The 12,963-nt window shown below is 62.2% G+C and carries 10 protein-coding genes and 2 pseudogenes; 3 read left to right on the top strand and 9 right to left on the bottom strand.

What is annotated here, in order from left to right; translation table 11 throughout:
- A pseudogene (locus tag WCB02_RS39905) lies at positions 1–490 on the bottom strand (hypothetical protein); the annotation flags it as partial.
- A gap of 61 nt (positions 491–551) precedes the next feature.
- On the opposite strand from WCB02_RS39905, the gene WCB02_RS39900 reads away from it, so the two are divergent.
- Positions 552–1,154 carry a helix-turn-helix domain-containing protein gene (locus WCB02_RS39900; protein ID WP_423967997.1) on the top strand — a complete coding sequence of 201 codons (603 nt, stop codon included), beginning with the start codon at positions 552–554 and terminating at the stop codon, positions 1,152–1,154.
- A gap of 353 nt (positions 1,155–1,507) precedes the next feature.
- Here the strand turns inward: WCB02_RS39900 and WCB02_RS39895 are convergent, their stop codons facing one another.
- The 7 genes from WCB02_RS39895 to WCB02_RS39865 are packed head-to-tail and all read right to left on the bottom strand — an operon-like array spanning position 1,508 to position 10,162.
- Entirely contained in the window at positions 1,508–2,779 is a 1,272-nt protein-coding gene (locus WCB02_RS39895) for an alkaline phosphatase family protein (protein WP_423967994.1), read from the bottom strand.
- Positions 2,780–2,783: 4 nt separating this feature from the next.
- Complete coding sequence (phnA, locus tag WCB02_RS39890; protein ID WP_423967992.1) at positions 2,784–4,049, bottom strand: phosphonoacetate hydrolase; 1,266 nt, start codon at positions 4,047–4,049, stop codon at positions 2,784–2,786.
- Between the two features lie 3 nt (positions 4,050–4,052).
- Positions 4,053–5,393, bottom strand: a complete 1,341-nt coding sequence (locus WCB02_RS39885; RefSeq protein WP_423967990.1) for an amidase — start codon at positions 5,391–5,393, stop codon at positions 4,053–4,055.
- Between the two features lies 1 nt (position 5,394).
- Positions 5,395–7,308, bottom strand: a complete 1,914-nt coding sequence (locus tag WCB02_RS39880) for an ABC transporter permease (protein WP_423967988.1) — start codon at positions 7,306–7,308, stop codon at positions 5,395–5,397.
- A gap of 7 nt (positions 7,309–7,315) precedes the next feature.
- A complete protein-coding gene (locus tag WCB02_RS39875) occupies positions 7,316–8,029 on the bottom strand; it encodes an ABC transporter ATP-binding protein (RefSeq protein WP_423967985.1) in 714 nt (237 codons plus the stop codon).
- 13 nt (positions 8,030–8,042) lie between these two features.
- A complete protein-coding gene (locus WCB02_RS39870) occupies positions 8,043–8,813 on the bottom strand; it encodes an ABC transporter ATP-binding protein (protein WP_423968000.1) in 771 nt (256 codons plus the stop codon).
- 44 nt (positions 8,814–8,857) lie between these two features.
- Positions 8,858–10,162 (bottom strand): ABC transporter substrate-binding protein, encoded by a 1,305-nt coding sequence (locus WCB02_RS39865; protein WP_423967982.1) that lies wholly within the window; start codon positions 10,160–10,162, stop codon positions 8,858–8,860.
- A gap of 32 nt (positions 10,163–10,194) precedes the next feature.
- On the opposite strand from WCB02_RS39865, the gene WCB02_RS39860 reads away from it, so the two are divergent.
- Both WCB02_RS39860 and WCB02_RS39855 read left to right on the top strand, forming a co-directional pair.
- Positions 10,195–11,163, top strand: a complete 969-nt coding sequence (locus tag WCB02_RS39860; protein ID WP_423967980.1) for a sugar-binding transcriptional regulator — start codon at positions 10,195–10,197, stop codon at positions 11,161–11,163.
- An 826-nt stretch (positions 11,164–11,989) separates the two neighbouring features.
- A complete protein-coding gene (locus WCB02_RS39855) occupies positions 11,990–12,529 on the top strand; it encodes a hypothetical protein (protein ID WP_423967978.1) in 540 nt (179 codons plus the stop codon).
- Positions 12,530–12,653: 124 nt separating this feature from the next.
- Here the strand turns inward: WCB02_RS39855 and WCB02_RS39850 are convergent.
- Positions 12,654–12,963, bottom strand: a pseudogene (locus WCB02_RS39850) (class I SAM-dependent methyltransferase); the annotation flags it as partial.

Here is a 12,963-nt window from a genome sequence, read left to right as displayed (position 1 = left end):
CGACGCGGCCGGAGATCAGGGGCGCTGACGCTGCCGACACAGTGCAGCGCTCGCCCCGCGCCAGAGCCGCGGCCGGATCCGCATAGAACATGCGCAGCGAAGTGGCCTCGTCGCGGAAGCATGTCGTTGACCAATCGTAAAGTCGCGCCGCCTGGGTCGCCACGACTTCACCAGCGTTGTTCCGGCCCAGCAGTGCGAAGCCCGTGCGCTGGCTGATGCCGCCCACGGCTGGATCAAACAGCGGCAAAAGCGGACGCCACGTGTCGGAATTGGCGCGATTGATCGCCACGAGTTGCTCGAGCGTGGCGAAGGACAGGGTGACCCCCCTGTCCCGCATCTCGCCATCGGCCCACAAAAAAAACCGTCCGAGAAGATCGACCGGGCCATGAACGATCTGGAGCGCCGCGGGCAATCGACCAGAGCTGGGACAGCAGTTTAATGGTTCCAAGGCGATCTCTCCTTCAGGTTGCGACCGTAAGAAAACCTTCACAATTGCTCCGACGAGGACATTTTGCGCCTTGCGAGACGGGGTGACGCTAATTCTAGTTGACATGCTTCCCGAACCGCGCGATTCGAGCGACATGCCCAGGAAGTCTCGCCCCCGGTCAAAGCTTTCATTAGCCGTCGTCCGCGCGCCGGGTCAGAGCTCGAATGCCGCTTCAAAACTCAAGCCCTCTTCAAAACCACGGCAGAAAAAGACCGATGGCGTTCTTTCCAAGAAGCCGAACCTGGTGGACCAGCACGTCGGCAGACGGATGCGATTGCGGCGGATTCTGTTGGACTTGAGCCAGGACGACCTGGCTCAGCGGCTCGGAGGAAGCTCCCAGCTGGTGCAGAAATATGAAGCCGGCGAGACCCGCGTCAGCGCCTCGCGCCTGTACGAGATCGGACAACAATTGGGGGTTCCGATCACATGGTTCTTTACTGATCTCGACAGCGATGCCGACGCTGTGGGAGGGATTGAGCCGGGACGGGGGCCTGTGCCACCCGACAAACGACAGCGGCACATCGCAGACCTGATGGCGAGCCGGGAAGCGCGTGATCTCGTCAGCACCTACTTCGCCATTTTGGATCCGCGGCTGCGCAAGAAGGTGCTCGAAATGGCCGGCCTTCTGACGAACCGTGAAGGCGACGACCAAGCTGATTTGAGCTGATCGCCGCACATTCTGGCTGCAGGCGATGGCGGGACTGACGCGCTTACGGCCTGTCGCGGCGCCCGGTCCATATCCTGGGTGTGGCGAAAACGCCGAGCCAGGAGCCGTGAGCCAGGCGCCCGGGCCCTTGCGGCGAGAACGATCGCGTCCGGTTCGCCCGATCCCGCAGATTGCAGGCGCATCCCTGCTCGATGGCCGAGGTGCTTTGGCGCCCTCGCCTGCCCTGGATTGAAATCTGACAGACCGACGCGGATCCGACTCGGCCAGGCAAACGATGCGGTCCCCAGGCTGAGGTCCGAGCGAACCTGAGCCTGAGTGGATCTGCCGGTGCGAGGCGGTCTGACACCCCCCCATCAATCCGGTCTCCTCTGGAGTGCTGCTCCATCCATCCCGTCCGCAGCAATGCCAAGATGCGTCAGGATGGTCGGGGCGATATCGACAACCGTTGCTCCACTCTGTCGCACCACCGCCGGCGCGAAGCCGGCTCCATCGATCATCAGGAACGGCGATTGTTCATAGGTACCGGATCCGCCATGCTGGCCGCAGCCGAGTCGATCGGCTTTGCCAGACGCGGGCTTGGCGACCAGACTCGTGCCGCGCACACCATGGATATTGGGTTCGTCGCTCGCACGCATGGAGATTGCGAAAGCGAGTCCGTGACGGGGCGCCTGTCCAATCGACCCCAGCGTGTCGGCAGGCACGACGCGATCAGCCCAATCGGCAGCTTCCAAATGCGCCCGCAGCGCCGGGATGCGATCGGAACAGTCCGCATGGACATAGACCAGGGCGGACGTTCCGTTGGAGACCGCAATCACATCGCGGGAATTGTCCGAACCCTTAAGGCCAGCCGAAACCAGGTCTCGTTCGATGTCGACGACGCCGGTGACGGTCTGATGACCGTGATCAGAACCGATCAGGAGCAGGATGTCCTCGCCCGCGGCGCGGCGGACGCGGACGGTCTCCATCACCTCCCTCGCCCGCAAGTCGGATTGCTTCAACGCCTCGATAGCGTCTGGCGAACCGAGGGGATGATTATGCTGGGTGGCATCCGGATCTCCGAGCCACAGGACGCCCAGCGCGGGGCGTCGCTCCAGCAGCACGTCGCGGATGAAGCGCTCGGTCATCTGGTGATCGCCGCGGAGATCGGGCTCGACGCGCAACCGTTCTGTGTCTGGAACGGGTACCCGGCCGGGCCGGAACGAACCCGCGCGATGGTAGACATATCCATAGCCATCGGGATCGTGAGCATAGGCCGCACCTGGCGAGACATTGCTGTAGATGATCGCGCCGCCCGCGTCAGCAAGACGTTGGGCAAGGGTCGGAACGGCCAGCGATCGACCCGTTACCCTGCGTTTGTGCTGAAGGAAATCCGGATGGCCGGCATCGTGCGGCACCAAGACGCCGTCCTCGACCAGCGCCAGCGAATTGCCCTGTAGTTCATGCCGCGCGGGGTAGCATCCGGTCGCGATGCTTGCCGAGACCACGCGCGTGCAAGACGGGAAGACGGTTCGATAGTCGGCAAATGTTTCGCTGACTTTGGCAAAAGCGGCCAGATTCGGCGTCGTCCGCTCGCAGATCAGGTCGCGTCTCAGCCCGTCGAGAATGACCAGAATAGCCTGCCGCATCGCTTCACGCCCTCACATGATTCAGGGCGACGGAAAAGATGTCGAAATTTCGCAATCGCGTCGCGCCGAGTTCCGCCTGATGCTGCGGCGTGAGGGGATGAGAGATCAGGAATGGCACTTCCTGCTCCGCAAGTCCGCCATGGGAGCGCAACCGCGCTCCTGCGAGTTGCGTCAAGTCATGATCTTTCGCCCGCGCGCCAAGCGCCGTTCCCTTCTCCGCGACCACGACAATGTCGCCCTCGCGGTCTTCCGGCAAATCGAAGCGCTTGCACGCCTGCTCGCGCGACAGAACGAGCGCGACACCTGGAAGAGATCGAACGAAGGAGATCACCGCATCGCGATCGAGATGGGCCGCAAACAGATGGACGCGCACGAAGCCACCCATCGCCCCATGATGGCGGACAAAGGGATCGGTGATCGGACAGATCACCCGCGTGGTACCCGGCCCCCATTCGGCATCAAGCCTGTCGCCCAAATAGAGAACGCGGGGGGAGCCGCCAGCCTCCGCCATGTCGTTCATCCCGTGATCTGCGACGATCCCGACCACCGCGCCGAGGGCCATGAGGCGTTCGACGCGTCGATCGACCTCACGCATAAAACAGATTGCTTCGGGTTCATCGGGGCCAAATGTGTGCTGCACGTAATCTGACAGCGACAGGTACATCAGGTCGACCGGCTGGGTTTCAAGCAGCCGGATTCCCGCGTCGAGCACAAAGAGCGACAGATCGGCCGAATAGAGATCCGGGGCCTTGCGACCGACAAGTCCCGTCACATCCTTGATACCGTTCTCGGCCAGGGTGCAGGTATCGGCTTTCTCCGCAGAAAACGCGATACCATCGAGCTGATAGGCAAGCGCCTTGCGCAGCTTGTCCTTGGCGGTGATAGCTACAACTTTGGCGCCGGCCTTGGCGAAGCTCGCCAGAATCGTCGGCGCGCGCATCGGCGTGGCGTCGACCATCATGATCTCCTCGCCGGTGGCGCGGTCGAGAAAGAAATTGCCCGACACGCCGTGAACCGACGGCGGTGCGCCGCAGACGATCGAAATATTGTTGGGATTCGTGAAGGTCGGCATCGCCGCGAGCGCGACCGTGGCGAACCCGTCCGTTGCCATTCGATCAATGGCCGGGATCGCGTTTACAGCGCGAGCCGCGCCCAGATAGGCAGGATCGCAACCGTCGAAGCAAATCACAACCGTCGTTCGCGAGGGCCAGAAATAGCTTCGGCCGTTCACGGCCAGAGAAGCCGAGGGACGCTTGACTGCATTGATCATGCTCTATGCCCTGGTTGCGATAACTGGATGATTCGGACAGGTCACAGCCTCAAGCCACCGCGAGACACGCAGCAGGTCGGCGTCGCGGCCGCGCCGGCCGATCAACTGAACTCCGATCGGGAGTCCCAGAGCTCCGGTCAGGAGCGGCAACGACACCGTCGGCAGGCCGCACAGGCTCCAGGGCATCGACATCACGCCGGAGCCCGGCCCATCCTCGATCCGGGTTGCCTCACCCAGCGCCGACAGGGTGACCAACGCGTCAAATTCGCCGAACAAAGCGCGGGTTCGTTCGACAAGCCCGTCGGCTTGCGCATCGAGCGCAAGATAACGCGCACGATCGATGCGGCGTCCCTCCTCGATTCCCGCCTGCAACGGGGGGCAATATTGCCGAACGGTTTCATCGGGCGCGCGGCCGAAGCGACGGGCTAAATGCGCGTTGAGGAGTCCAATCGCGATATCCGGGGCGTCATCGAACTCGGCCGGGAGATCAACGGCTTCAACCGACGTCGACAGCCGCTCCAGCAGGGCGTCGAATGCGACGCGAGCATCGCGCTCGGCCATCGCCCAACCGGGCCCGCGCACGACGCCAAGCCGCAGTGGCTCTATGGCAGGCGACACGTCGGCCAGAGCCGGATCGAACGCGCTCGCGAAGAGACATAGATCCAACGTGGATCGCGCGAGCAGGCCGACATGCGCGAGCCGTGGCACCAGGACATTGCTTCCCGCCATGGAGGTGAATCCGAGCGAGGGCTTGAACGCGAACGCGCCGCAGAACGAGGCAGGGAGCGTCGTCGACGCGGTATGTTGGGTACCAAGCCCCAATGGCACCATTTGGTCGACAACCGCTGCCGCCGAACCGGACGAAGACACGCCGGGTGAACGCGAAAGCGCGAGGGGATTGCGGGTCGGGCTCGGATGGTACATCCCGAACTCGGATGTGGCGGTCTTGCCGATGACGATCGCCCCGGCGCGGCGCAGGATCGAGATCGCGGCTGCATCCGCCGCCGGCCGACGGCCCCGAAGTGTTTCGCTGCCGTATTCGGACGGCATATCAGCGGTGTCGAAAACGTCCTTCACGCCGACCGGCAACCCGTGCAGTGGCCCGAGCTGCAACCCCGACGCTCGCCTGGCGTCCGCCATCCTGGCACGATCACGCGCCCGGTCGGGATCGAGGAAGGCCCACGCCTTCAATTCCGGCTCGCGCACAGCGATCCGGTCAAGGCATGCCTCCATCAAGTCCGATGCGCTGATCCGTCCATCGCGAAGACCGGCCGCGAGCGTCGAAGCGGCCATTCCATTCGGCGTGGTGGCGGGCGCTGCGGATATGTTCTGCTCATGCGGCATGCTAAACACCCGTTGCGGGTACCCGCTCGCTGGCAGCGAGCGAAAGAGGCGTTTTGCGGCGCCGAATGGCTGTCAGGGCGAGTTGCCCCCGGACCACCAATCCGTCGCGAAACATCAAAACGCAGATGACGAACACCAGTCCCTGGATGATCTGAACCCACGCGCCAAAAGGCGCGAGAAACTGCTGCATCGTCACCAGCACGGCAGCGCCGACAAGCGGGCCGGCAAAGGTTCCGATGCCGCCGATCAACGCCATCAGCACGGCCTCTCCCGACAGCTCCCAATGGGCGCCCGACAAGGTGGCGAGCTGGAAAACGACTGCGCTCAAGGATCCGGCCAGACCGGCGCAAGCCGCAGCCACGCCGAAGGCTGCGAGTTTGTAGCCCTTGACATCGTAGCCAAGAGAGACGGCTCGACGCTCATTGTCGCGTATCGCAACAAGGATCATGCCAAAGGGCGTGGACAAAAGACGCCGAAGACCGAAGAACACCGCAAAGGTCGTACCGGCGCAGAGCCAATAGACGTTCATGTCGTCGCGCAGATCGACCAAGCCGAACAGGAGCCCGCGCGGCACAGACTGGATGCCGTCCTCGCCATGGGTGAAAGAGGCCTGGACGTAGACAAAATAGGCCATCTGCGCGATCGCAAGTGTGATCATGGCCTGGTAGATGCCGCGACGGCGGATCGCCAACGCGCCCATCGCAAGGCCAAGCCCGAGTGCGGCACCGACGCCGACAGAGATGGCCAGCTCCGGCGCAAGTCCCCAGTCCTTGGCCGCATACGCCGTGAGATAGGCCGCGGTTCCGAACATGGCGGCCTGGCCGAACGAGACGAGGCCCGCGAAACCCAGCAGGAAGTTGAATGACGCGGCGAAAATCGCCAGGCAGAATATCTTCATCAGATAGAATGGATAGAAGACCATCGGCAGCACGACGACCGCGGCGGCGCCCAACAACGGCAGGAGACTGCGCTTGAACGGCGTCGCGGCAGGGTGGCCGTCATGCGGTCTCACCCATGGCAGGCGGGCAGCCGGAAATTCGTGAACGCGAACTGCCACGATGCCGAACAGGCCTTGGGGTCTGACGGCCAGGACCAGGCACATGAAAACAAAAATGACCAGGCTGGATGCCTGCGGGACCAAGGCCTGCGTGAAGCTCTCGAGGATGGCGAGGCTGTAGCTGGACGCGATGGTGCCGGCGATGGATCCCATGCCGCCGATGACGATGATCGCGAAGACCACCAGCAGGACATCCGTCCCCATCAGCGGACTCACCTGATAGATGGGACCGGCAAGCACGCCGGCGAGGCCGGCAAGCCCGGCGCCGAGAGCAAAGGTTCCGGCGAAGACGCGCGGCACGCGTATTCCAAGGGCGGCGGTGATGGCGGCATTTTCCGACGACGCGCGCAGGATAAATCCTGCGCGCGTTCGGCTGACAACGAGCCAGACCAGAGCGCACGTGCCGAGCGCAACGCCGACGACCCACAGCCGGTAGGCTGGCAAGAACAGGAAGCCGAGATCAACGCCGCCCGACAGCCAACCCGGCGCGGCGAACGCAAGCCCGGACGAGCCAAACTCCGACTGGAAGCCGCCCTGGATCATCATTGCACAACCAAAGGTCAGCATGAATCCGTAGAGCGGATCGAGGTCGTAGGTTCGACGGAGCAGGACTCGCTCGAGCAACATGCCAAAACCGGCCACGCACAGAGGCGCCAGGGCAAGGGTGAGGAAATAATTCAGGCCGAGATGTTCTGCCGCGATCCAGGCCAGGAAGGCGCCCATCATGTAGAAAGCGCCATGCGCCATGTTGAGAATGTTGAGCTGGCCGAAAATGAGGGCAAGCCCCAGACTGAGGAGCGCATAGAACGATCCGTTGACGACGCCGATCGTGAGATATCCAAGGATCAAGTCGATCATCGCGGGCTCATAGGGCCAATTGTCCGACAAGGCGGTTTCGCGTTTCCCCGCCGGATCTCGTGGACAGGTTCTCCACGATGGCACCGTTCTCGACCGCGACAACGCGATCGGCCAGATGGAGCACAAAGTCGAGGTTCTGCTCGACGAGCAAAATGGTGTAACCACGACGCTTCAATTCGATGAGAGCATCCTCGATTTGCCTGACGATGATCGGGGCCAGCCCTTCGGTGGGTTCGTCGAGAAGCAATGTCCGCGCGCCCGCGCGCAGGATGCGCGCGATGGCGAGCATCTGCTGCTCGCCGCCGCTCAGCTGGCCGCCGAGATGGCGGCCGCGCGCACCAAGATGAGGAAACAGCGCGAAGATATCGTCTTCCGACGTGGTCCCGCCGCGGATCGAAGGCGGAAGCCGGAGATTCTCCGCAACCGTCAGGCTCGCGAGGATCGCTCGCTCCTCCGGGCAATAGCCGATGCCGAGGCGCGCACGGTCGTAGCTGGGCATTCCCGATGCGTTGCGTCCCCAAAGGCGGATCGTTCCGCTTTGCCGCGCCAGCAAGCCCATGATTGCCCGAAGGATCGTCGTCTTGCCGGCCCCATTGCGGCCGACGAGACCGACGATCTCTCCTTCGCGCAGATCGAGCGCGACTCCGAACAGCACCTGCGAATCGCCATACCACGCGCAGACGTCGGCCATGCTGACGATGGAGTCCGCAGAAGCGATCATCGGTTTGCCCGTCTCAGGCATTGCGGGGAGTCCCGATATAGGCCGCGATCACCCGGGCATCGCGCGCGACCTCGCGATATGGGCCCTCGCAAAGGACAGCGCCGCCGGCGAGAACCGTCACCCGCGTGGCCAGGCTTTCCACGACGCTGAGATTGTGTTCGACCAGAAGCACGCCACACCGGGTGGCGACTTTTCGGATCAGGGCGATAACGGGTGCGACGTCCTCGCGCGCGAGCCCTGCGGTCGGTTCATCGAGCAGCAAGAGCTTTGGCTCCAGGGCGATGGTCGTGACGATTTCGAGCAGCCGACGCCGTCCGTACGACAGGTCACCAGCCCGGCGACCGCCTTCGTTTTCCAGGCCGGCCTCGCGAAGCACGCGTTCCAATCGGGCATCGAGGCCATCTGATCGCCCGCGGCGACGAAGAAGTTGCCAGCCGCTGAGGTCTCGTGTCAGCGCCACGCGAATATTGTCGCCGACGGTCAAATTGGGAAATATCGAACAGATCTGAAACGACCGGGCGAGCCCCAGGCGAGCCAGGCGATCCGGCGCGTGGTCCGTCACGTCGGCGCCGGCGAACACGATGCTGCCCCGCATCGGCTTCACGAAGCCGCTGATCGCGTTGAACAGGGTCGTCTTGCCAGCCCCATTGGGGCCAATCACCGCGTGAACGGCGCGCGGCCCGACTGCAATCGAAACATCGCGCACGGCTTCGAAACCGCCGAAGCGTACGGCAAGATCGATGGTCGCGAGGAGAGGCGCTGGCTCCGGCGCCTGGCAACCGATAGAGGCGCCATTCGCCGCAGGCAGCGCTGAACCGAGGACGCGAGTCACCGGGTGGTCGCCGTCAGGTCGCAGCCCGATGCTGCGGCGGGACGAAAAGCGACCGCGGCAGGAACCGAGGCGATCCGCTCGTAATAGTCCCACGGCTGCCGGCTTTCCGCGCGCGACTTCACGCGATAGACGCCGAGGTCGTAAGTCACGCGCCCGTTCTCCTCGATGCGGGCTTGTTGACCGAACTTGTCGACGGGAATCCGGCGCATCTCGGCATTGACGATCGCGGCATCATCGCTTTTCGAGCTTCTGGCCGCCTTCAGAAAATGCAGGACGCTGGTATAGACGCCGGCCTGCTCACGTGTCGGCATCCGTCCATGTTGCTTGAAGAAGCGTGCAGCGAAATCGCGCGTGTCCTCCGTGTCATCCCAGTAAAAGCCGGTGGTGATAATGAGACCTTGCGCCGCGTCCAATCCCAGACTGTTGACGTCGGTGACAAAGGCGTGAAGCGCCGCAACCGTTTGCGTACGCATGATGCCGTACTGACCGGCCTGCTTGATCGCATTCACCGTATCCGCGCCCGCGCTTGCAAGTGCCACGACTTGCGCTTGCGAGGTTCGCGCGCGCAGCAAGAGAGCGGAGAAATCGGCCGTGCCGAGCGGATGACGCGCGCTGCCCAGCACCTCGCCACCGCGTTCCTCCACGACCGAGGTCGCGTCCTTTTCGAGGTCATGCCCAAATGCGTAGTCGGCGGTGAGAAAGAACCAGGATTTCTTGCCTTGCTCGGTCAAGGCAGCCGCGGTGCCGCGAGCCAGGGCATAAGTATCGTCAGTCCAATGGGTTACATATGGAGAACAGCGAGAGCCGGTAATCTCGACGCTGGCCGCCCCCGAAATCATGAGCGAACGCTTTTTATCATTCGCGATCGCCATCAAGCCGAAGACGACGCCGGAATGCGGCAGGTCGACGATGACGTCGACACCTTCCCGGTCAAACCACTCGCGGGCGATAGCGGAAGCGACATCCGGCTTATTTTGATGGTCCGCGGTCACGATCTCGACGGGGACGCCATCAACTGAACCGCCGAAGTCGGCGACCGCCATGCGGGCGGCCACGATCGAGCCCGGGCCGCCCACATCCGCAACGACGCCGCTTTGATCGCCCAAGACGCCAATGACAATCTTGCCATCGGAAAACCCCGCGAAAGCAGCCGAACTCGACAAGAAAAGCACCGAAAGTGAAATAATGAATCCTCGGCACATATCTAACGGCCCCCCATTTTTGGTAGGGATGACGTAGCAATTTCGCGCGACATATATGTGACGGCTGCGTCCCAAATGTACCCGACGCGATTTCGGCATGGAATTCTGGTACGCATTGATGGAGGGAGCCCGTGAACGCTTTGGACATGATGGAACTCGAAAGCGGGGACGGGGGCGTCGAAGCGTCCTTGGCGGCTCGAATTTGCTGGCACTATTTCAAGGAAGGCCAAACCCAGGACGTCATCGCGCAGCGACTTGGGATCACCCGAAAACGCGTGAATCGAATCCTCGGCGAGGCCCGCGAAAGCGGACTGGTCCAAATCACCATCACCGGTACGACCGGCGCCTGTTGCGAGCTGGAAGCACGTCTGGTGGCGAAGTTTGGTTTGCGCGGCGCCTTGGTCGTACCTTCTCCGTTCGACGATATCGACGTTCGCGAAATGATCGGCGCGGCAGCGGGTCAATACATCTCGGAGAACCTGCCTCCTGCGGGGACGCTTGGCATTACCTGGGGCGGAACGATCAAGGCGGCTGCCCAGAACATCAAGCGTCGTTCCGGCGATGGAAGCCGTGTCGTCCTTCTCTGCGGCGGGCTGGCGGAAAGCACGGCGATCAATCCCTATGATAACGCCGCCATGATGGCGCGCGCCTTGAGCGCAAAATGCTACTACGTGACAGCACCGATGTTTGTGCAAACCGAGGAGCTGCGCGACGCGCTGGTGTCGAGCGAACCTATTCGTTCGGTCTTGGCCATGACGACGGAGCTTGATATCGCCTTGCTCAGCGCGGTGGATTTGTCGGAAGAGTCGAAGGCACTCGAATACGGTGTTATCTCCGAAGAGACCTGGCGATCGCTGGTTCACGCCGGAGCCGTTGGTGACATTTGCGGTCACTATCTGGACATCGATGGTCGGACCGTGTCACATCCACTGACAAAGCGCGTGATCCATCCGACCATGAAGAGTTTGCTGCGGATCCCCGAGCGCATTCTTGCTGCCGGAGGGCTCCAGAAGGTTCCGATCATCAGGGCAGCGATACGCGGAAAGCTTGCGCATGTGCTGATCACGGACGAACGGGCGGCGATGGCTCTACTGGGATGAGCGGACCGGCCAATCTCGATCTCGAGCAGTCGTTACCGTAATCCCTCCAAATCTCGTTGCGTGAACGGCCTCGGTCCAATTCCATCCTGCGTTGCCCACATCTTGCACCGCCACATGCTGCCGCTCCAAGACCTGCCGGTCTGATTGCATCGATACACCCCTCCAACAGGCGGCGGATTCGACCTGGTCCGACATTCATCTCGGTTGGCCCACCGCCGAGCTGCCGCTGGTGCCGTTCCGAGCGGCCGGCGGCGGGCAAAGCCGGATGATGAGAACCCTCAAGATTGCTGGAAGCCCGCGATAGACGGGATAAGACAACAGCGATCGCGGCTCGCGAGCTGAGCTGGACGCGACCACGTGCGCCTCAAGGCATTCAATCCACGCGATGCACCGCGTTCTCAGCGGCTACCAAGGCTGGTAGGTCGAGGCTGAAGGCCGCTCTTTTTGATGGTGAAGTCTGGTAGCTCTGGCGGGCAAACACCAGGCCTTCGAACGGCGCCGCGCCGGCTTGTGCCCGACATCGCGCACATCAAAAAATCGGTTGGAAAAACAATCATTTCGACAACCGCGTGGTCTGCGCGAACGATCTTGTGCGATGAACGTTTCAATTCGAGCAAGACAGAAGAATTACCGGATTTGCAAACCCATCTGATTGCACGGCGTCAGACATACACCTGAAACACATCTTGTATTGATGTCAATACGACCGCACCATATCATTCGCAGGTCCGAACCTTGGAAGAGGGCGAGAGACTATCGCGGACGCTTAGGGCGGGAGACCGGCCGGCGACAGAGCGTTCAGTTTGGATAGACCGGGCCTCGGGCGTTGATACTCGTCCTGATCGTTGGTTCGCGCAATGCTCGTCGTAAGGTCACTGAGTTTGTCTCGATCCGGAGCGCAATGATGGCTGCCAGGCCTCGAATGTCTGCGGGAACCAAACGGCGCGGGGCAAGCCTCAGTCACGAGGCAGCTCGCACCGCCCCTGATGCAACGTTGGTTGCACTGGGTAGCCAGTTCGAAGCGCTTTCGACTGAGCTCGCAGCTCTTCAGAAGAGCATACTCGTCACCTGCTCCGCTACCGCCGCACCAAGCGAACAGATGAATGGCGAGACCGCGCTGCATCCATCCTCTGATCGGATTGAAGCCATCCTGGCACTGCTTGACCCGATCGAACGGGCGATCATGACGACGCCTGCTGCAAGCGTTGTGGGTCTCGGCGTGAAGGCACGGCATGCGGCCCATGTTCTTTCACACTATTGGATCGAATCCGCCAACACGCTCGACTGGGATGTGCGAGCAGTGCGGCTACTGATCGAGTCGACATGCACGGTCGCCGGCGTAGGTTTGCTGCTCTCTCAGCAATGAGATCTGGAGCACGAGAAGGCCAGGGTGGGCGCCTTGATCAAGCTGTCAGATCTTTGGATTGCTCAAATGCCGCCGGGCGAGGCCGTTCTGATCGATGGGCCCTGGGCCGCGCAGATTGCGCCGTTCAGCCACGGCGGGCAATCAATGCCTGGGACTCGATGACTTCTATGACAGCGCCGGCCATTGCGAATTGGGTCATTTGTGTCAGGAGCTCCTGAGCAAGCCGGTCTGATAGGGCGCCGAGCTGCTCGGGAGATGATGTCGACATCGAAAGCGCACGATCGACCAAACGTTCGATTGGAACAACACGTCGCTCGATCACCCCTACTCTTTCAAGTTGATTGAACGGCGAGTCGAGCAGGCTTGCTTCGTGCCTCAACCGATGCGGCGCGATGGAAACCTCCATGTTGGCATAGCTGTCAACTATCTTGTTG

This window comes from Bradyrhizobium sp., assembly GCF_049581145.1.
Lineage (GTDB): Bacteria > Pseudomonadota > Alphaproteobacteria > Rhizobiales > Xanthobacteraceae > Bradyrhizobium.
The sequence above is the reverse complement of the archived record's forward strand: the minus strand, read 5'-3'. Positions and strand labels throughout refer to the sequence as shown.